This is a genomic window from Alkalicoccus daliensis (genome assembly GCF_900103955.1).
Lineage (GTDB): Bacteria > Bacillota > Bacilli > Bacillales > Salisediminibacteriaceae > Alkalicoccus > Alkalicoccus daliensis.
Window position 1 is genome coordinate 13,979 of record NZ_FNIL01000006.1, and the last position, 21,174, is coordinate 35,152.

Genomic DNA, 21,174 nt, shown 5'->3' on the forward strand with positions numbered 1-21,174 from the left:
TACTAAATCGTTTTATCAAATTATATATGAAAGCGGATACAGGATGCAACCCCTAATTTGAAATTTCTTATTTTTTTGAGCTGAATTTCCTGAAAAAACAGGCCAGTGCTTGAGCAGCACTGGCCTGGCGTGTTTTTTTATAACAGAGAAGATAAATAAGTGAATATAGGGACGAGGCATAGATAAAGCACAGATGTCGCAAGTATAACGGTGATCGCCACCTGCACGTTTCCTTTATAACGTTCAATCAGTACCAGCCCCAATAGCAGCGAAGGCATCCCTGCCTGAATAATGATTACCTGCTTGATCGTCAGGGGAAGGTCGAAAAGTGGTACCACTGCAAATGCAAGCATCGGCAGTAAGATCACTTTTGTAGAAATGACTATTATCAAAAATCTGCTGTAGTGCTCTTTTACTTCGAGTAATGACTCTTTCTTCCAGCTTCCGAGGAGCAGCCCTATGTAAATCATCGCAAGCGGAGCGGATAATCCGGCAAAGATTTCACTTAAATCCATCACGAAATTTACAGGAGTGAGGTTAAGGTAAACCATACTGATGCTGACGAGAAGTGTTAAAAATGGAGCGTTCAGCAAAGCTTTCAATTGATTTTTTTGGAATTTCCCGCTCTGCAGCAGCATAATTCCTACCGTGAAGGTCAACGACATTGTAGCTGCGTCGTAGATAGAGGCGAATGCGCCGGCTTCGGCCCCAAGCATCAGTGCCAAAAAAGGAATCCCGATAAACCCGGTGTTTCCCAGTCCGGAAAGCACGGCTGCCTGCCGGGATACGAACGGCGGGTACCGAAAAGCACGCGTGAGACCGTAACCGATGGCGAGACCAATAAGATTTAAGGAAAAACCGGCGATAAACACAATACTGAGATATCTCCAGATCTGCGTGTCCAGCTGCAGACTAAATATACTTTGGATGACAACTCCCGGAAGCGCCAGGTTTATGACAATAAATGTTACAAACTGTTTCACTTCATTTGTTACCGAAATTCTTTTAGAAATAATAAATCCAGCAACCGCTATTGTAATGAGCAGCAGCACTGGATTTAATATAGCAGCTAAACTCAATGTTACCACCCGATTCATTATGATTTTCACAACTAGTTTCTATTATACAAGTGTTACAGAAGGATGTCTTTTTTAGAGATAGAATCAGCTGATTTGGATAAGTAGATGATGAAAGATAATGGGATTTAATGAAAAGAAGCCTGGGTCGAGTGCAGCATAGGCCGATCAGAGTTTAGTATAGACGGTTTGGAAGTTAGTATAGAGGAATTTCATGTTATTATAGCGGGTTCGGATGTTAATATAAGCAATTCGGAGTAAAATAGCGGGCGCGACAGTAAAATAAGCGGGCACGAACCTTAGTTACCTGCTCTATTTTGCACTTCCTATGGGAATGGGTTTAGTTGAAGAAGGTAATATGCTCTTCGGGTTGGTGTTGCAGTACATCCGGGAGGAGAGTTCAGCAGCGGGACCTTTCATTTCAGCATAGCCGGTTGGGAGTTAAATATAGGCAGGTTTCATTAAAGTATAGCGACTTTTTATGGCAGTATAGCGGGTTCGGATGTCAGTATAGGCGATTCGGAGTAAAATAGCGGTCGCGACAGTAAAATAAGCAGGCACGAACCTTAGTTACCTGTTCTACTTTGCATTTTCTATAGGGAGCGGTTTTAAATGAAGAAGGTAATATGCTCTTCGGGTTGGTGTTGCAGTTCATCCGGGAGGAGAGTTCAGCAGCGGGGAATTTCATTTCAATATAGCCGGTTCGGAGTTAAATATAGCCGGGTTTCATTAAAGTATAGCGACTTTTTATGTCAGTATAGCGGGTTTGGATGTCAGTATAGGCGATTCGGAGTAAAATAGCGGGCGCGACAGTAAAATAGCGCGCCCTCCCCCACTCCACTTATCCCGCACAAAAAAAGACATTCCGGCGGTTCCGGAATGTCTTTCTATTTCGTATATGAACTTACAGACGCTTTGCACCCATGTAAGTCTTGCTCCAGTAAGGGTTGCTCAGGCTGGAGATGGTAACCCCTGTAGAAGAACCGGAGTGAATGAACTGGTTGCCGCCGATGTAGATTCCCGCGTGGGATGGGCCGGAACGAGTTTCAAAGAACACCAGGTCGCCTGTAGACGGGCTGGATACGCTGGATCCTGCACTCCACATTTGAGAAACTGTACGTGGGATACTCTTGCCGTTTTGTGCAAATGCATACTGAATGAAGCCGCTGCAGTCAAATCCGCGTGGAGAAGTTCCTCCCCATACATATGGGCTGCCAACAAGGCTTCTTGCAGTGGAAATAACACCGCTGTTGCTGCTTGTTGTGCTTGTCCCTGCTACTGCAGTTGATTTAGAAGTGCTTGAGCTTGTGCTGGAAGAAGCAGTGCTTGTGCTTGATCCAGAGGAAGATAATCCAAGTGAGCTTAATGTTGCCGGTCCTGCGACACCGAAGAAGTTACCAGCCGGGCTGGAAATACCAGTAGAACGCTGGTACGACTGAACCGAACGAAGTGTCATTGGTCCGAATACGCCGTCGACGTTGGAAGCGCTGTTGTGTCCTTTAGAAGCTAATGTCTGCTGCAGCTCAGTTACACTTGCGCCGCGGTCTCCCATTTTTACTGTTGCTTCCGAAACTGTTGGTGCGACTAATAATGCCCCTGCAAGTGCGATACTCATGACTAATTTTTTCATTATGTGAACTCCCCTTTTTTCTTTATAAAGTATATGTGAAAATCTCTTTTTTTATATTTTTCTAACTCACAAGTGTAATAATAATTGAAAACGGGTATAGAAAGATACCCTTTTTTGAAACTGTAATAGAATGACAAAGTTTGTTAACGTTCTGTAACATTCTGTCTTATTACATCCATATTATGTAAAATAATACATATCCAAGGAAAATAACTTGATTTCATCGCAAAAAAACCTGCCGGGCATCTACTGCCGGCAGGCTTTATTACTTTTAATGTAACATATTATTACTCTGTTTCTTCCTCGCCCATAAACCTCTGTACTTCCAGCTCATCCCAGAAAGTGATATCTGCTTCATTAATAGAAGCATCTGCAATGGCATTAATTGCAGCTTCCATGGATATTACAGCCTGCTGGATCAGGTAGCCGTTGCTTTTTTGGCCGAGCACCTGGTTCGGATTCGAATGGTCAATCATGCCTCTCATCTCAAAGAGAAGCGTAGCAATGTCATATTCATAGGCAAGTCCGTTTCGCGCAATAGTGTTTGCCGATCCCCCGTTGTATTTACCGAGCAGACCAAATCCACGCTTTTCCACTGCATCATACATAACGGACCCAAGCTGTTTGGACATTTCGACAACCTCGGGATCTACTCCTTCATTTGTCGGATAAAGAATAGAGCCGGATACTAATTTCCCATCAATACCGGAGCGTGCACCCTGATGATGAAAATCTACTAAGTAATCAATGTCATATGCGCGAAGTACATTGTGGTGCAGCGCATAAGTTTCAGGTTCTGCGAGCGTATTATGATCACGGTTTAAATCTACATTATTTGCGTTTGTTCTTGTAGCTATCCCGCCTGCGACATGATCGGATAAGTCGAAATTCACATCTCCCACGGCACCGTCAGGATTTAAGCGGGGCACAAAAAATACATTCACTGCTTCTGCAAGCTCGCGGTTATGTTTGTTATTATTGGATAACCCTTTAATCACGTTTAGTGCACCTTCAGTAATCATCACTTCGTTTCCATGCTGCTGGGTTAGAAATAAAATCGTTGGATTGTCAGGGTTGTTGCCGAATTTCACCAGCGGAATATCTCTTCCCTTTACAGACTGGCCAATAATCTCAACTTCTATATTGTCTGAACGCTCTGCTGCCCGCTGTACATCAGCCAGAAGATCTTCGTTACTGGTCAATCGTTCTCCCTTAATTGTTTCATTTCCATTGTAGTTCGGTCCATTTCCTACCGCACCCGCCGGCAGCGCAAACATAGAAAGAGTCAGCACAAAAATGAGGGTCATAATCGTAATTTTTTTCATAGGACACATCCTTTTTCAAATTTTAGATGAATTTATTCCACCTAAATTAATGCTATATTGAAATTAAAAATCAAACAACAGACCTTATGAATGATTTTTTAAATTAGGAAAATCAGGATTATATTAGCATATAAAGAAAATAATTACTTACTACCCGGTACAAAACTTCCTAATTTCAATATTTATGGAAAGCAGGCCTATGACTAATTGAGATTTTTAATTCCCAAACGTTCTAAAAGAATCATTTTTGCAGTAAAAAAAGACACCCCGAAGTTCAGGGTGTCTTGAAATATTTTAATTACAGACGCTTAGCTCCTAGATAAGCGTTGCTCCAGTAAGAGCTTCCCATGTTGGAAATTGTTACTCCAGTAGAAGCACCAGCGTGGATAAACTGGTTTCCTCCCAGGTAGATACCTACGTGAGATGGACCTCTGCGAGTTTCAAAGAATACAAGATCTCCAACGGATGGACTGGATACACGTGTACCCGCGCTCCACATTTGTGCTACTGTACGAGGAGTGCTTTTTCCATTCTGTGCAAAAGTATATTGTACGAAACCACTGCAGTCAAAACCGCGTGGAGTAGTGCCGCCCCATACATACGGAGTTCCAATCTGGCTTCTCGCTGTAGAAATAATGCCGCTTGAACTGCTTGATGTGCTCGCTCCTGCTACTGCAGTAGAATTGCTTGAGCTGCTTGAGCTGCTTGATGCAGATAGACCAAGTGAGCTGAGTGTTGCAGGACCAGCTACTCCATAGAAGTTACCTGCCGGGCTTGAAATGCGGTGTGCAAGCTGGTAAGACTGAACAGCACGCAGTGTCATTGGACCAAATACACCGTCCACATTGGAAGAACTATTATGTCCTTTAGATGCTAAAGTCTGCTGAAGTTCTGTTACACTTGCTCCACGATCTCCCATTTTTACTGTTGCTTCTGAAACTGTTGGTGCTACCAGCAGCGCCCCTGCTAGTGCAATACTCATCATAAATTTTTTCATTTTCAAACTCTCTCCCTTATCCCATGTTTTTTGAATTATGTAATATTCTATTTTTTAAAGTGTTTTTCTCTTGAACAAGTTTTATATTAAATCAAATCGGGTATGTTGTGTACCCTTTTTTACATTTGTAATTAAACTAGCATTTCTATGTAACATTATTGTAATATACATTCATCAAATTGGTTATTACTGTATTTTTAATATTACTTATACCGGGGACTTATACCTTTTATAATTAAATTTCACTATAAAGTACAACGATGTTATTTCGATATATAGTTCTTTTATTGCGTAATGTTCTCTATGATGTATCTTTACGAAATGAGGGTTTGTAATATTAAAATACCGTACTCTTTTTTCGAGTACGGTAGCCCTTCTTAATTTTGCTGAATCCATTTTTTCGCCTCATCTTCTTTTTCCAGGGGAAACTGGCGTACATTCGTATCTGCAAATATATCGATTCCTTTTGACAATGCCTGCATCGTGTTCTGCTCCCCGACAACCGCAAATTTATCGACCTGCTCCAGATCATTCTCTTTTATAAACTGAATCCGGTCTTTCATGGTAGACAGCTCCACCCCTTCTAAATCGGATACTTTCAAGAAAACATTTATTTTCTTATATCGATCGAGCAGCTCCTCAATTTCCGCAGTTGCTTCTTTATATTCCTTCTCTTCAATCTTGCTGTCCACTTCAAAAGCAATCACATTCCCGCTGCTCCAATCCAGTTTTCCATTCATACAATCTGCCTCCTTCTATGGATGTTACTCATTTAATTTCCTATGAAGAGAAGGTTTAAACCAGGGGATGCCTTTTCTTGTTTAACAAACAGGATACCGTGCCCGCTTATTTTACTCCCGCGGCCGCTATTTTACTTTAAATCGGCTATGCTTTACTCCGATCCTTCTATGCTTTACTCAAAAGCCCCTATACTTTACTCCAAACACGCTATGCTGACATTCGACTGAGCTTTAATACACTGACTCCCTCTCCGACCAACCTGGGAAGAGCATATTACCTTCTTCATTTAACCCTCCTCCCCCATCGAAAATGGAAATAGAGATGCTAATTTACGTTCGTGCCCGCTTAATATACTGCCGCATCCGCTATTATCCTCCAAATCGGCTATGCTTTACTCCGATCCTTCTATGCTTTACTCAAAAGTCCCTATACTTAACTCCAAACACGCTATGCTGACATCCGACTGAGCTATAATACACTGACTCCCTCTCCTACCAACCTGGGAAGAGCATGTTACCTTTTTCATTTAAAACCCCTCCCCCATCGAAAATGGAAATGGAGATGCTAATTTACGTCCGTGCCCGCTTATTTTACTCCCGCGGCCGCTATTTTACTTCAAATCGGCTATGCTTTACTCTGATCCTGCTATGCTTTACTCAAAAGTCTCTATACTTTACTCCAAACACGCTATGCTGACATTCGACTCGGCTATCCTGTAATCACCTAATTATCGCTTTCCTTCTATAGTAAGATGTCTCACTTCTGCTTCTTTCATCCGCTTACAAAAAATAAGTGTTTCTTTCGCTTCTCGAAAAGGAATATAGAAAGAAAACCTGTTTTTTTCACAGCGCAATGGAGGCACTATATGAAATTACTTGATTACTGGATGTACCTTGCTCTTGCCATGGGCAAGTTATATATTTTCAGTTTATATACTGACACTGCATATCCCGCTTCTCTTTTCATACTTAATTTATCCGGCATGCTGCTCCTTTCGAGCTGGGTGCTCTTGCTTCGAAAAGAAAAGCGCCGCTGGTTTTTTATATTATTAATGCTTATGCACAGCACGCTCCTCATTTCCGATATGTGGTATTACCGCTATTTTGAAAACTTTCTTTCCATTGCGCTTATTTCTGAAATCCCCCAGATGACTTCCGTCGGCGGTGGATTTGCGGCAATTATTCAGTGGACTGACTTTTTCCTGTATGCGGATGTGCTGCTCTTTATACTTCTTATTTTCCTGCTTAGACATTTCTTTACAAATTCACCCCGCAGAACAAGAATGCAAACTGCCGGCACAGCGTTCGGAGCGGGGCTCGTCCTTTTCATCGCCGCCATCTCATTTCAGACAGCGACAGAAGATGACTGGCAGAGAAATCAGGCAATTACGAATATGCGTGAATACTACGCGCTCGGTTTCTGGGGCTACCACGGGGTGGATTTGTTAAAGGGTATCGGAATTACGGTTTATGACCGAGGAAAAGCCCCGCCGGAAGAAATGCTGGCACAGCAGTCAGAAAGCACGGATATGCCGGAGGAGCAGCCAAATGTCATTATTGTGCAGCTGGAGTCCTTTCAGACTTCTGTTATAAATACGGAGATCAACGGGCAGGAGCTGACGCCGCACCTGAATCAGCTTCAGGAGGAAATGCTGTATTTTCCAAATTTTTATCATCAGACACATGAAGGAAGAACTTCAGACGCAGAATTTATCGTTAACAGCTCGCTCTACCCGCTAAAATCAGGTTCCGTTTACCCGCAGCATCCGGAGAATAAGTTTGATGCGCTGCCGGAGGAACTTCGTGAACACGGCTATGACACCGCTGCGTTCCACGCTTATGAAAAAGAATTCTGGAACCGCAACGAAGTTTACGGCAGCCTGGGGTACAATTCTTTTTTCAGTGAAGAAGATTACCCGGACGGTGAAATTATTAATATCGCCTTAAACGATAAAGATTTTTTCGATACCTCCTTAGCGTATATGGAAACGATGGAAGAACCTTATTTTTCATTTCTTGTTGCTTTAACGAGCCATATCCCCTATGACTTTCCTGAAGAAAAACAGGTGCTCGATCTTTCCGGCTATGAGGATCCGCTCCTGCGCGGGTATTACCATACTGTGCATTACGTGGATGAAGCAGTTGGGAAACTCGTGGACGATTTAAAAGAGCAGGAGCTGTGGGAGGATTCCATTGTTGTTTTTTATGGAGACCATGACAGCGGCTTAACCGCACCTGAGGGAGAAATGGCACGGACGAATGAGGTACAAAATGAAGTGGATTTATTTAAACTGGACCGCGCAGTTCCACTTTTTATCAAGGTGCCAGGAGAAGCAGCAGGAGAAGTAGTTGAACAAAGCGGCGGGCAGATCGATCTTGCACCGACGATTCTGGATCTGCTCGATATAGATACCCCCTTCATGCTCGGGCAGTCTCTGCTTGATGAAGAAGATAATCTTACCGTCTTCCGGGATGGGTCCTTCCGCCATGGCGAGCTGTATTATGTACCTGATTTAACCGAGGCGCCGGGGAAAGGGACCTGCTACGCAATGTCTTCCGGCGATGAAGTGTCTCTCCAGGACTGCCTGGAACAGGAAGACAGGGCAATTAACGAGCTGCTTCTTTCTGATATGATAATAGAGGGAAATTTACTGGAAGAAGCACGCAATTAAGAAAGGAGTTTTCGTATGACTATGACAAACGAAGAAATTCAGCAGTGGACCAAGAAGTATCCACTCCTGCACCAGATTATGAATGTAACGCCGGTGACCTGGCTGAATCCGAATCTCCGTAATTTGATGGACACTGCGGATATGCCGGTAACGTATGAGGATATGATAGATGCCGCAGAGCGCTGGCAACGGTTCGCGCCCTATCTGGCGAAGGAATTTCCGGAAACGAGAGAAACGGAAGGAATTGTGGAATCTCCCTTAAAAGAGATTGCTTCGATGAAACATCAGTTAAACGATTATTACAAGGCAGACATTGCAGGAGCCCTGTACCTGAAGTGCGACAACGACCTCGCTATCGCGGGCTCAATTAAGGCGCGCGGCGGCGTATATGAGGTGCTGTATTACGCCGAGCAGCTTGCGCTCGATGCCGGTTTGATTACCTTAGGAGACAATTACGAAGTTTTTGCAGAACCGCAGATGAAAGAGTTCTTTTGCAATTACTCGATCGGCGTAGGCTCCACGGGCAATCTCGGCTTAAGCATCGGAATTATGAGCGCGAAGCTCGGCTTTGATGTCTCTGTATTTATGTCTGCGGATGCTAAACAGTGGAAAAAAGATCTTCTGCGGGAAAAAGGAGCGCACGTGCACGAGTTTGAGGGTGATTTCAGCGAAGCCATTACGACTGGACGTGAGATGACAGTGCAAAAGCCGAACGGCTATTTTGTCGATGATGAATCGTCAAAGCACCTCTTTCTCGGCTACAGCGTCGCAGCTTTCCGTCTGAAGGAACAGCTGAACACAGCCGGGGTAACTGTGGACAGTGAACATCCGCTCGTCGTGCACCTGCCGTGCGGCGTCGGCGGCTCGCCCGGCGGCATTGCATTTGGGCTGAAGCAGGTATTCGGGGACGCCGCGCACTGCTTTTTCGTGGAGCCGACCCACGCACCAGCAATGCTGCTCGGTCTCCTGACAGGAGAAAAAGAAAAAGTTTCCGTGCAGGATTTCGGGCTTGATAACTTAACAGAAGGCGACGGTCTCGCCGTCGGACGCCCGTCCAGCTTCGCCTCCTCCATCAGTGAACAGCTCGTAAGCGGCGTTTACACGATGGAAGACGCAGACATGTTCCGCCTGCTTGCACTGCTTGGAGACAGCGAGCAGATTTTCGTGGAACCCTCCGCGGCGACGGGACTGCTCGGACCCGGGAAAATAAAAGCCTCCGATTACCTGCAGCAAAAGGGACTGGATGAAGCACAAGCAACGCATATCGTCTGGTCTACCGGCGGCGCGCTCGTGCCGGAAGAGGATATGCAGGAGTTTTATGAGAAAGGGAAGAAGCTATTATAAAGGAACACCCCCATCAGCGTCTGATGGGGGTGTTTAATAAGTTTTCATTATAAGCTTAACGCTACTTCTTTTTAGAAGAAATATCCAGATATACCGCTAATATTAAAATAAGACCTTTTACGATATACTGCCAGAAAGGCGCTACATTCATCATACTCATGCCATTATCAATACTGGCCATAATAAGAGCGCCAAGGATCGAGCCGACAATTGTACCGACGCCACCCATGAGGCTTGTGCCCCCGATAACTACAGCAGCAATCGCATCTAATTCATACATCTGCCCTGCGCCTACGGTGCCTGCATTCAGTCTGCTTGTCAGAACGATACCGCCGATTGCGGCAAGTCCCCCCATAAGTATAAATACACTCATGACGTTTCTTTTACTGTTGATCCCGGAAAGTTTCGCAGCTTCCGAATTCCCTCCGATTGCGTAGATATGCCGGCCAAAAGTAGTATTTTTGGAAATGAATATGAAAACAGCAGCTACTACTAATAAAATAAGCAGCGGTACTGGAACGCCCTGATATCTGCTCAGCATGTATACTAAAAATAGTATGGCAAGGGACGAGGCGGCTGCTATGCCGTAATCAACGTAAACACTGTTTAGTGCCAAGTCCAGTTTTTTACGCTTTTGCCTCTTTTTGAATGCTGAAATAAAGGTAAATATTATAAAAGCTGCCACCAGCGCATACCCGATGACATAGGGAAGATATGCCTGGCCAATTACCCGGAAAGAGTCATTCATCGGAGCGATTGTCTGCCCGCCGCTTATCCCTAAAAGAATCCCCCGGAAGATCATCATCCCACCTAAAGTGACAATAAATGCTGGCACCCCTTTATAGGCGACCCACCAGCCCTGCCACATTCCTAAGAGAATTCCAGCCAGAATAGTGACCACGATGACAGGAAATGTCGACCAGCCATACCAGACTTGCAATATCGCTGCAATTCCTCCGGTCAACCCCAAAAGAGATCCTACTGATAAATCAATATGCCCGGCTACAATGATCAAAGTCATTCCTACTGCTAAAAGTCCAATGACTGTCATTTGACGAGAAAGGTTCGCCAGGTTTCTTGAAGATACAAAATCCCCATTTGTCATCAATGCAAATATCACAAATATTGCGATCAATGCAAAAATGAGTGTATATGCTCTTACGTCCATTTTGAAACTAAGCTTATTTTTCATTGATTTCCCCTCCAGTTGCCAACTTTAATATAGATTCCTGGTTAGCCTCTTCTCTCGTTAATTCACCTGTTATCCGATTTTCAGCCATTACAAGAATCCGGTCTGACATTCCAAGCAATTCCGGCAGCTCTGAAGAGATCATAATAATGGCTACACCCTGAGCAGTCAGCTCATTTATTAGTTTATAAATTTCCTGCTTCGCCCCTACGTCGATTCCACGGGTAGGTTCATCTAATATAAGTATTTTTGGCCCTGACATTAACCATTTGCTCAGCACTACTTTCTGCTGGTTTCCCCCGCTCAGTGTCAGCACCTTGGTTTCTAAGGAAGGAGTTTTCACCCTCATTTTGCTGTTATAATTTTCCGTTTCGATAATCTCTTTTTCATGATTAAGGAAGGACAAACTGGAAACTTGATTGAGCGAAGCCATCGTCGTGTTTTTCGTAACATCCATTCCGAGCACCAGTCCAAATTTCTTTCTGTCCTCTGATACATACGCAAGTCCGGCTTTTATCGCTTCTTTCGGTCCTTTAATAGAGTAATCTTTTCCGTCAATCGAGATACTGCCCTTCATAGTTCCTTCGTAGCCGCCAAACAGGCTCATTGCCAGCTCCGTTCTTCCAGCTCCCATTAATCCACCGATGCCCAGCACTTCTCCTTTTTTTAACTCAAAGTTAATCCCAGAGGTTACTTCTTTCTTTGCCTGTTGGAGAATAAATGAGAAGTCTTTTACTTCCATCACTTTTTCTTCTATTATATTGTTGACGTAAGGGAACAAATCATTTAACTCACGGCCCACCATAAGAGAAATAATATCGTTTTCTGTGATTTCTTTAATATCTTTTGTAGCAATACTTTCTCCATCACGCAGCACCGTTACTTTATCTGAAATTCTCATGACTTCTTTCAGCTTGTGAGAAATATATATAACCGTAATTCCATCTTCACGGAGCTGCTCCAGGATCTCGATTAAAATTTCTACTTCCCCTTCCGCGAGAGCGGCTGTAGGTTCATCCATGATAATAATTTCTGCATTTTTAGCTAAGGCCTTCGCTATTTCCACCAGTTGCTGCTGCCCCACACCGAGCGAAGATATTTTTAAATTCGATTCAATATGAAGTCCTATCTTAGTGAGCCATTGATTTGCTTCTTTATACATTTCTTCCCAATTAATAATACCCGCTTTTTTCGGTTCATTATTTAGGAAAATGTTTTCTGCGATTGACATCTCCTGTACTAAAGCAAGTTCCTGATAAATAATAGTGACCCCTGCTAATTCAGAATCTTTAATTTCTGCAAACTGCTGTTCTTTTCCTTCGATTAAAATATCCCCTTCATAAGTACCGTGGGGATATACACCACTTAAAACTTTCATTAACGTGGACTTCCCAGCACCATTTTCCCCGCACAGAGAATGTATTTCTCCTCTTTCTACTTTAAACGTAACGTTGTTTAGTGCCTTTACTCCTGGAAATTCCTTTGTAATGTTTTTCATTTCTAAAATTGCCATCTGTTCCACCACCTTATAAAAGAAGAAGGAAGGTTGTCCTTCCTTCTTCTGAGTACTTATATATTTTATTCTTCCGGCTGTTCTGGACGATCTTCTTCAGGCACCCCGCTGTATACGTCTTCAAAATCCTGGAATCCATCTGCGATTACAGTATCTACCATGTTATCTCCATCTACAGATACAGGATCAAGGAAAATGGAAGGAATTTCTCCAACTTCATTTTCAATGGTGTCATCGAAATCAACGTCTTCCCCATTCCCTAAACTTACTGCTAATTCAGCTGCTTCTGAAGCAATAAGATGGATAGGTTTGTACACAGTCATTGACTGCGTGCCTTGTACTACCCGCTGTGTTCCAGCTAAGTCAGCATCCTGCCCTGAAATAGCAACATCCCCGGCCATGTTTTCCGCTTCCAGTGCCTGGATCGCTCCACCTGCAGTATTATCGTTGGAAGCTACTACAGCATCAATTTCATTATTATTCGCAGTTAAGGCATTTTCCATGATAGTTAAAGCTTCACTTGCAGACCAGTCATCCGCCCACTGATCCCCGACAATTTCAATATCTCCACTTTCCACCAGCGGATCGAGAATATTCATTTGTCCTTCTCTAAACATATAAGCGTTATTATCAGTTGGCGCTCCGCCAATTAAATAGTAATTTCCTTCCGGCACCTGATCAACTAAGTATTCGGCCTGCATCTCACCTACACGAATATTATCAAAAGAAATATATGCATCTATTTCTGCGTTATTTATTAAACGGTCATAAGCGATAACGGGAATTCCTTCATCCACCGCCTGCTGTGCAACAGCACTGATGCTGTCAGAGTTATGTGGAATAATTACCAGTACATCTATGCCCTGTGTCAGCATATTTTCCACCTGGCTGCTCTGCTCTGCTTCATCCCCATCGGCCGATTGCACCAGCACTTCAGCGCCATGTTCTTCTGCTGTTTCCACGAAAATATCTCTGTCATTCTGCCATCTTTCCAGTGTTAAATCCGCAACAGCTAAACCGATGGTCAGCCCCTCTTCGCCATTTTCCCCGCTTGCTTCATTATTATTTTCCAAATCCTGCCCACAAGCTGTAAGCGCTACCAAAGCAGCACTAAAAAATAAGCAATTTTTTACTTTTTTCATAAATAAGTCCCCCTTTTTTGTAATATTTAAAATATAGCACTAGAACTTAGTTAGTGCAATAGACGAACTAAGTTTTCTTTATTTATTTTTTTCTTCACTTTATATTGGTACCAGACCTAAGTATAATGGTATTTAATCTTGCAAAATAAATGTGAATTGAAGTGGTGATAAATTGAACATTACAGGTGACCAGACTTATATTAAAGGAATGAATAAAAATCTGGTACTTAACATTATTCGCAGTAAAGCGCCTTTATCCAGAGCGGATCTCTCTCAACTGACCGGTTTGAATAAAGGGACAGTTTCCAGTCTCGTAGGTGAATTGATAATAGAAAACTTTGTGTATGAAATAGGACCTGGCGAATCCAGTGGAGGAAGAAAACCTGTACTATTAATGTTTAAGCAGCAAGCAGCTTATGCAATCGGCCTGGACATCGGCGTAAATTATTTGTTCGGTGCCCTTACAGATTTAACTGGAGAAATAATAGAAACCATACACCTCCCTTCCAGCAACAGAAGTGAGGAAATTTCCACAAAAGTTCAGGAAGTTATTAATCAGCTGACAGTAAAAACTCCCAGTTCTCCCTATGGAATTATCGGTATCGGCATCGGCTTTCCGGGACTTGTAAATGAATCCGGGACTGTATTGTTTGCCCCTAATCTTTCAGGTGATTTTTCTAACCTAAAAGAGCAGCTGGAAGAAAACTATAATTTACCTGTGTATATTGAAAATGAAGCAAATTGTGGCGCGTACGGAGAAAAGATAAAAGGCAGGGGGATCGATACCAGGGACTTGCTTTATATCAGTGTTGGTGGAGGCATCGGTGCTGGAGTTATCATAAATAATCAAGTTTTTAAAGGCTCCCAAGGATATTCCGGCGAAGCAGGGCATGCTGCGATGGAATTTAAAGGTCTTCCGTGCACTTGCGGGAATCAAGGCTGCTGGGAACTGTATGCTTCAGAACAGGCAGTTCTTCGTAAATCAAAGGAGAAATTCGGAGAAACACTGACATTTGAAGAATTAATCGTAAAAGCAGAAGAGCGAAATGAAGATGCAGTCCTAATTTTTAAGGAAATTGGAGAGTATCTGGGGCATGGCATTACTAATTTAGTTAATATCTTTAACCCTGAGCTGGTGGTGATTGGAAATCGTATGGCATCAGCCAGACAGTGGCTGGAAGAATCATTAAATAACACTGTTAATTCCACTGCTATTTCGTTTCACCGGGAAAATTTAAGGGTCGAGTTTTCAAATTTAAATGCTACAGGCACTGCCGTTGGGGCCTCGTACTTTATCATTGAAGATTTTTTTGAACGGATTATTTAAGACTATCACATAAAGAGTCCCCTCCTTTATTCTTTATTAAATAAAAAGGAGGGTCTTTTCATGAGTGAATGTTTAAAGCTGGATCGATCATTCAGCGAATAATTCTTTTGGCAAGCAAAATCCCGAAGGTTAGTACACTTCGAGTGCGGTTTTTGGAATGTCTGGATAAAAATTTAATTCATCGTTCCCATGTACCGCAGTGACTTCCTTGCTTCCAATTTTCTTTTACTCTCATTTAACACGATTTACTCCCTGCTAACTTGAATTTACTCATTTTTCACAAGCACATACTCTCGTGTAAGTCATTTACTCTCGCGCTGGAATACTTCACTCATTTTTAAACAGTGAAAAATGCATTAATTCATTTTTCTGACCCAGGAATTCATTTTTGCCAGCAAGCTGAAAATCCCTTCACTCACCAACACAAAAACCACCGCAAAATGCAGTGGCTTCCCTGACGTTTCTATTCAGCACCTGGCATAAATTTATCATCAACGTTTCCTGGAGCTTCTCCAAACCATTGAATAATTTTTCCGTGTGCCTTTTCCTTCGTTTCTTCACTGATATGGGTACCGATCTGATAAACTGCATAAACAATGACAGCAAGATCATCCGCGAAACCGATGACCGGGATCATATCAGGAATCAAATCAACCGGCAGGATCAAGTAACCAAGCGCACCGGCAATGGTCAGTTTTGCCTGCTTCGGAACCCCCGGATCATTCATAGAGTAAAACAGCAGGAGACTGAAGTAGACGAGCTTCGAACCCATTTTCTTTGAATAGCTTCGCAGCTTTTCCCAAAACTTGTTTTCTTCAAATTCGTCTGCGGATTTGTCTATCATTTTCTGTGGATCCATCTGCTTGAGTTTCTCCTGATAACTTTTATCCTTTTTATTAAACCATTTTGCCACGTCGGTTCCCTCCACAGTTTTCTTTTATCTCTATTATAGAGGAAAACCTCTGTGTACAGCTATTTTTCTTCCATTTCTTCCACAATCTTTTTCGCAAACTGGCCGAGTTCCCCTTTGGAATACGCACGTACTACCTCCGGCAGGACTGCGCGAAGCGCCTGTTCCGTATATACGGAAGCATATCCTTCTTCCTGCATTGTTTGTTCAAGTTTTCTTGCAGCTTTTACCGCATGCAGGGTCGTCAATTTGTTTACTTCTTCCACGACTGACTCGTTATCTTCCACCAGTTCTCCAATGGCAGCGAAAAGGTTCTCCGCTTCGCCCTCCTGCTTTTTCTCCGTCACAAAAAGCCCAGCACCATTCTGTCGCAGACTTTCCGCATGCCCGATCAGCTTGATTCCCTGCCACTGCAGCTGCGGAAATTTTTCTTTTAATTCCGTAGTCTGAAGCTTCGTGGCCATGTTAATGAGAAGGACGTTTTCCATATTCAGCCCTTCCGCCAAACATTCTTCGATAAAAGAAATGGTTTTATCTGCCGGCAGGACGAGCAGCAGGATATCCACCGAGGTGATGTCTTTTTTCCGCATCGCATACGCGTGGGCGAAGTTGGTTGCTTTATCCACTGTTTTCTCGTAATCCGGATGGTAAATACCTGTCTGCATGCGCTGCTTTTCAAACTGCGTCAGCAGGGCGGTGCCAAGCTTTCCGATACCGATTATTCCCCACTTCAATTTCTTGGCCATAAAAACCTCTCCTTCCTCACAGGCGATTTTCCTGAATATAATTCCACAAGCGGTCGCTCTGCGCCTGCTTCAGCGCGATCATAGTCTGGGCAAACATAAATTGGGACTGCGCTGCCTGCCGCATTTCCGGTGCGCTGAGCGGTGTTTTAAGAATATGAAACTGATCCAGCGGCGTAAAATATTCTTCTTCCGGATCTCCCCGGTATTCCTGCGTATCAAGTATACCGGAGCCGATGCCCACAGCAACAATCCCCGTACCGCTCTGATATAAAAAGACCCTGTCTCCCTCTTGAATCCGCTCTATTTTTTCTTTCCACGGCGAATAAAATGCTGCCGCTTTTCCTTCTCTGAGCATTGCTTCATGAGCCTCCGGGTTGTATTTAAAGTTGGTGTTTAATAAATAGCTGGATGACTGCTGTGCCATAACTGCCTCCTCTGGTTCACGATATAATTCTCTCAGTAAATATATACCTTTAATTACCTTGTCTTATGCATTTATTTAAGCAGTGTTTAGTCACGCTCATCAAATCAATCAATATTTTTTCATCGGAGGGGGATAACAGGTCAAAATAATATTATTACTCTGCATAATGTAAGGGGTTACAATAGAGGAAAGACGGAGAAACGTTTTAAACCTTCATGATTTAAGGAGCTGAACTTATCATTGAAAACATTTAAACTACCGATTGAATCCAATCCGCTGCAGACAAAAAAAGATCTTCAGGATGCTTTACTGCAGATCGTTCAACCTTTGAAGCCTTATTACAGTGAAGGAAAAGCCCATGTGCATATTTCCAACACCAGTGCAGCCTACGCAGATGAGATTGCTGAAATGGAAACCTTCTCCAGAGTACTATGGGGGATAGCACCTTTACTCGCAGGTGGTGCAGAAGATGCGCATTGGAAAACCTGCCTGGAAGGAATTAAAAACGGAACAAATCCATCCCATGAAGAATATTGGGGAGAAATTCATAATTTTGATCAGAGAATTGTGGAAATGGCTGTATATGGATACACACTGGTACTTGCACCAGAAAAGCTTTGGGAGCCTCTTGCTCCTCAGGAAAAAGAAAACCTGGCTTCCTGGCTTTCGCAGATTAATCACTGTAAAGTACACGACTGCAACTGGCTGTTTTTCCCCGTCTTAGTAAATTTGGGCCTAAAAAATATTAATCAGCCTTACGATGCGCAGCTGATTGAACAGAATTTAGATAGAATAGAACATTTTTATCTGCAAAATGGCTGGTATGCAGACGGGGTGAACGCCCACACCGATTATTATGTACCGTTTGCTTTGCATTTTTACGGCCTATTCTACGCAAAAGCTATGGAAAAAGAAGATCCGGACCGGGCTGCTGTCTATAAAGATAGAGCCGCAGTTTTTGCACAGGATTTTATTCACTGGTTTTCAGAGGATGGCTCAGCTGTTCCCTACGGCAGAAGTATGACCTATCGTTTTTCTCAGACTGCTTTTTGGAGCGCACTGGTGTATGCAGACGTAGACTGTTTTTCTTTAGGAGTTTTGAAAGGGCTGATTTTAAGACATTTCCGCTGGTGGTTTAAACAGCCTGTATTTACGAAAGATGGCTTATTAACGATCGGCTATGCCTATCCCAATATGATCATGGCTGAAAACTACAATTCACCCGGTTCTCCCTACTGGTCCCTGAAATCTTTTCTGGTTTTATCATTAGAAGACGAGCACCCTTTCTGGGAGGCAGAAGAGATGCCGCTGCCGGAGCTGAATGAAAAATCTGTGCAGCACGAAGCAAGTATGATTCTTCAGAGAGATAAAAATACAAATCATGTGCTCGCTTATAATGCCGGACACCAAGCTACAAATGATCATACGCATACCTCTGCGAAATATGAAAAATTCGTATATTCCAGCATTTTTGGTTTCAGTATCCCGCGTGCAGAGTGGAAGCTTGAGCAGGGAGCTTTTGATTCCATGCTTGCGCTAAGCGAAGAAGATAATATTTACCGCGTAAAAAGAACAAGTGAGGAATTCAGGATAGAAGCAGATAAAATATATATGAAGTGGAAACCGTGGGCAGACGTGGAAGTACAGACGTGGATCCTTCCGGGTGCCGCTTCCCACTTAAGGATCCACCGCATTCACAGCGAAAGAACATTGGACTATGCAGATGGCGGGTTTGCAATAGGAATGAAAAACGCACTGAACCAGGGAAGTGAAATAGAAGCCACTGAGCATGAGGATCTGGCTTTCATAAAGTTCCCCTGGGCAGAAAGCGGAATAGAACAAGTTTATGGAGACGGCCGTGCAGAAAGAGTGTATCCTCACTCCAATACAAATCTGATGCATTCCCGTACAATTATTCCTGCCTTGCGAGGAAAAATAAACAAAGGAACGACCTGGCTTGTCTCTTCCGTATACGGGACCCCGGGCAGTACCCATACCAATGAATGGATCAATAGCTGCACGGTGGAAAAAGATACTGACTTCATTACTGTGAAAAAGAAAGATACAAATGAAATAATATTTAAAAACCCAGTATAGTTTCTGATTATTGGCCTGAGAAATGCAGGCTGTAAAATAACTCTCTTATTTTACCTATGTCTCCACCGACTATATTAAAAACGACCCTTACCAATTATCAGGCGAGGGTCGTTTTTAGGCTTGTGGAAAATCTTTTCTGTATCAGCATAGGTGTTTGTGTGTGCGTTTCCGAAGGACGTTTTCCAGTGGTGAGTCATTCAGTTTTGTTTAATAAGTTCCTGCGGACGCAGTTCCGGGGCTGCAGAAAGTTTGTCTTTAATATCATTTATCTTTTTCAGATTCACACCCATCATGCAATATGCAAGTGCGCTGATGCTGAAGAAAAAGAGTGCTCCCGGGATAAAGATGAACAGCAGGGTGAAGAGAAAGATTACTACAAGAATTGCAAATGTGATGTGCGGGCTGGTAATTCCCATCATCATGGCAAGCTTCACTTTTTGAAAGAGGTTCATTTCAAAATGCACATAGATAGGGAAAATAAATAAGAGCAGCAGAGCTAAAGCAGCAGCAACGAAAATATTGATAAAAAATAACACATACATAATGATGTGGCTCTCTACAACTAATGCCGCAACCTGGAAATTAATAAACAGAAGATACATAATAAAGGAGATCCCCGCTCCCAAGAGGTTACTTTTGAAGAACTCTTTTTTATACACTTCGATAAATTTTTTGTGAAAAATAAGCGTATCGTCTTTTAACAACCAGCTTCTGATAATACTGAACAAGGCAATAGTAGCAGGCATAATGCCGAGTACTACTGCTCCTGTCAGCACTCCCAGCAGCCAGAGGAGGTTCAAATAAGCTAATTTCATCATTACGTCACTTATCTTGTATATACCGCCCATCACTCCACCTAATTGCATAGAAATCACTCTCTCTGTAATTTTCTCTGAGTAACTTTACCAAAAGCGAACAAAATTCCCTTTCAATTTCGCAATCGATTCTACGAAAAAATAGTCCCCGTAGATTAATGGATTATTTAAAAACTTCTGTTCTGGGTAATGACTGGTCCCATGTAAAATAATTCCCTCTTCCTCCTCGTCATGAAAAGAAGAATAATTTTCATATAAAGACTTAAGTATGTTTAAACCATTCCTATGATAGATCTCTTTTTCATGTTCTGATACTTTTTCAGATAACAGAAGGAGGCCGGCAGCTGCGATGGCTCCAGCAGAAGAATCTGTATACGCTTCTACATCGGCAGGAATACGGAAATCCCAGGCAGGAATATGATCATCATTTAAATTCACAATGAAAAAGTGCGCGACTTTTTTCGCAGCCTCTAAGTAAGCTGTGTCTCCAGTATAATCAAAGCATAAAGCAAGCCCATAAACAGCCCAGGCAGTGCCTCTCGACCATGCGGAATGCGCAGCATAACCCTGCCCGCCGATATACTCCACTCTTTCCCCTGTTTCAGGATCAAAATTTACAATATGGTGCACGGAGCCATCCTCTTCCAGAAAATGCTTCAGCACAGTATCTGCATGTTTAACGGCAGCATGTTTGAACCTGGGATCCTCTGTTTCTTCTGATGCCCAGAAAAGAAGCGATAAATTCATTGTGCAGTCGATAATTGCGTATCCTCTGTTCTCATCACCTTCAAACCACGGATTCCATGCCCGAATATATTCTCCCTGCGCATTAAAACGGCCGAGTAATAAATTTGCTGCCAGAATACCCCTGGTTCTCGCGTCAGATTCTCCCAGCAATTTATAACGGGCAACACTTGTTAAGGACCACATAAAACCGATATCGTGATCCAGTTTTTCGATATTCTCAATTTCTTTATGAATTCTGTTTTCGCATTCAACTGCTATTTCTTTTACACTTTCATCTTTCGTATCGTTATATAAAAGCCACAGCTGGCCAGGCCAGAATCCAGCTGTCCACCAGTAAGGCGGTTCTTGTTTGTAGGAACCATTTTCACTCGCATGCGGGAAATTCGCACCTATTTTTCTGCTCGTCTGTTCCAGCTTTTTTGTTATATCTTCCCATGCTTGATCGACCCAGGCAGTATCCATATAATAACTCTCCTTTAT

The 21,174-nt window shown here is 42.9% G+C and carries 17 protein-coding genes; 4 read left to right on the forward strand and 13 right to left on the reverse strand.

The annotated features are described in order from the left end of the window. Positions 1-137 precede the first annotated feature (137 nt). The 5 genes from BLP92_RS10555 to BLP92_RS10575 all read right to left on the reverse strand — a co-directional run bounded on the left by BLP92_RS10555 (position 138) and on the right by BLP92_RS10575 (position 5,768). Positions 138-1,079: an AEC family transporter gene (locus BLP92_RS10555; RefSeq protein ID WP_175444253.1), complete on the reverse strand. Its 942-nt coding sequence runs from the start codon at positions 1,077-1,079 to the stop codon at positions 138-140. A 901-nt stretch (positions 1,080-1,980) separates the two neighbouring features. Next, positions 1,981-2,706 (reverse strand): C40 family peptidase, encoded by a 726-nt coding sequence (locus BLP92_RS10560; protein WP_090842931.1) that lies wholly within the window; start codon positions 2,704-2,706, stop codon positions 1,981-1,983. Between the two features lie 287 nt (positions 2,707-2,993). Continuing rightward, complete coding sequence (locus BLP92_RS10565; RefSeq protein WP_090842932.1) at positions 2,994-4,031, reverse strand: M14 family zinc carboxypeptidase; 1,038 nt, start codon at positions 4,029-4,031, stop codon at positions 2,994-2,996. A gap of 298 nt (positions 4,032-4,329) precedes the next feature. After that, the gene (locus tag BLP92_RS10570) at positions 4,330-5,028 is read right to left on the reverse strand and encodes a C40 family peptidase (protein ID WP_090842933.1); all 699 of its coding nucleotides are present in this window, start codon (positions 5,026-5,028) and stop codon (positions 4,330-4,332) included. Between the two features lie 377 nt (positions 5,029-5,405). Then, the gene (locus BLP92_RS10575; protein WP_090842934.1) at positions 5,406-5,768 is read right to left on the reverse strand and encodes a SpoIIAA family protein; all 363 of its coding nucleotides are present in this window, start codon (positions 5,766-5,768) and stop codon (positions 5,406-5,408) included. An 866-nt stretch (positions 5,769-6,634) separates the two neighbouring features. Between BLP92_RS10575 and BLP92_RS10580 the strand changes: the two genes are divergently transcribed. Beyond that, a complete protein-coding gene (locus BLP92_RS10580; RefSeq protein WP_090842935.1) occupies positions 6,635-8,440 on the forward strand; it encodes an LTA synthase family protein in 1,806 nt (601 codons plus the stop codon). A 15-nt stretch (positions 8,441-8,455) separates the two neighbouring features. Further along, positions 8,456-9,784, forward strand: a complete 1,329-nt coding sequence (locus BLP92_RS10585; protein ID WP_090842936.1) for a D-serine ammonia-lyase — start codon at positions 8,456-8,458, stop codon at positions 9,782-9,784. Positions 9,785-9,845: 61 nt separating this feature from the next. Here BLP92_RS10585 and BLP92_RS10590 read toward each other — a convergent pair whose 3' ends face one another. The 3 genes from BLP92_RS10590 to xylF all read right to left on the reverse strand — a co-directional run bounded on the left by BLP92_RS10590 (position 9,846) and on the right by xylF (position 13,628). Then, positions 9,846-10,976: a sugar ABC transporter permease gene (locus BLP92_RS10590; protein WP_090842937.1), complete on the reverse strand. Its 1,131-nt coding sequence runs from the start codon at positions 10,974-10,976 to the stop codon at positions 9,846-9,848. Further along, positions 10,966-12,486 (reverse strand): xylose ABC transporter ATP-binding protein, encoded by a 1,521-nt coding sequence (locus BLP92_RS10595; protein ID WP_090842938.1) that lies wholly within the window; start codon positions 12,484-12,486, stop codon positions 10,966-10,968. The genes BLP92_RS10590 and BLP92_RS10595 overlap by 11 nt, the downstream gene beginning before the upstream one ends. A gap of 65 nt (positions 12,487-12,551) precedes the next feature. Next, on the reverse strand, positions 12,552-13,628 hold the full coding sequence (xylF, locus tag BLP92_RS10600) for a D-xylose ABC transporter substrate-binding protein (protein ID WP_090842939.1): 1,077 nt from the start codon (positions 13,626-13,628) through the stop codon (positions 12,552-12,554). Positions 13,629-13,800: 172 nt separating this feature from the next. Between xylF and BLP92_RS10605 the strand changes: the two genes are divergently transcribed. Continuing rightward, positions 13,801-14,955 carry an ROK family transcriptional regulator gene (locus BLP92_RS10605; RefSeq protein ID WP_244516778.1) on the forward strand — a complete coding sequence of 385 codons (1,155 nt, stop codon included), beginning with the start codon at positions 13,801-13,803 and terminating at the stop codon, positions 14,953-14,955. Between the two features lie 463 nt (positions 14,956-15,418). Here BLP92_RS10605 and BLP92_RS10610 read toward each other — a convergent pair whose 3' ends face one another. Genes BLP92_RS10610 through BLP92_RS10620 form a run of 3 tightly spaced genes read right to left on the reverse strand, consistent with a single transcriptional unit; the run spans position 15,419 to position 17,035 of the window. Beyond that, complete coding sequence (locus BLP92_RS10610) at positions 15,419-15,868, reverse strand: YkvA family protein (RefSeq protein ID WP_244516780.1); 450 nt, start codon at positions 15,866-15,868, stop codon at positions 15,419-15,421. A 59-nt stretch (positions 15,869-15,927) separates the two neighbouring features. Further along, on the reverse strand, positions 15,928-16,611 hold the full coding sequence (locus BLP92_RS10615; protein ID WP_090842940.1) for an NAD(P)-binding domain-containing protein: 684 nt from the start codon (positions 16,609-16,611) through the stop codon (positions 15,928-15,930). Positions 16,612-16,627: 16 nt separating this feature from the next. Continuing rightward, positions 16,628-17,035 (reverse strand): EVE domain-containing protein, encoded by a 408-nt coding sequence (locus tag BLP92_RS10620; protein ID WP_090842941.1) that lies wholly within the window; start codon positions 17,033-17,035, stop codon positions 16,628-16,630. A gap of 240 nt (positions 17,036-17,275) precedes the next feature. Here BLP92_RS10620 and BLP92_RS10625 point away from each other — a divergent pair, with 240 nt between their 5' ends. Further along, positions 17,276-19,132 carry a DUF2264 domain-containing protein gene (locus BLP92_RS10625; RefSeq protein ID WP_175444254.1) on the forward strand — a complete coding sequence of 619 codons (1,857 nt, stop codon included), beginning with the start codon at positions 17,276-17,278 and terminating at the stop codon, positions 19,130-19,132. 197 nt (positions 19,133-19,329) lie between these two features. Here the strand turns inward: BLP92_RS10625 and BLP92_RS10630 are convergent, their stop codons facing one another. Next, entirely contained in the window at positions 19,330-19,998 is a 669-nt protein-coding gene (locus BLP92_RS10630; protein WP_090842943.1) for a YesL family protein, read from the reverse strand. Positions 19,999-20,034: 36 nt separating this feature from the next. Continuing rightward, positions 20,035-21,156, reverse strand: coding sequence for a glycoside hydrolase family 88 protein (locus BLP92_RS10635; RefSeq protein WP_090842944.1), 1,122 nt, complete (start codon positions 21,154-21,156; stop codon positions 20,035-20,037). Positions 21,157-21,174 lie beyond the last annotated feature (18 nt).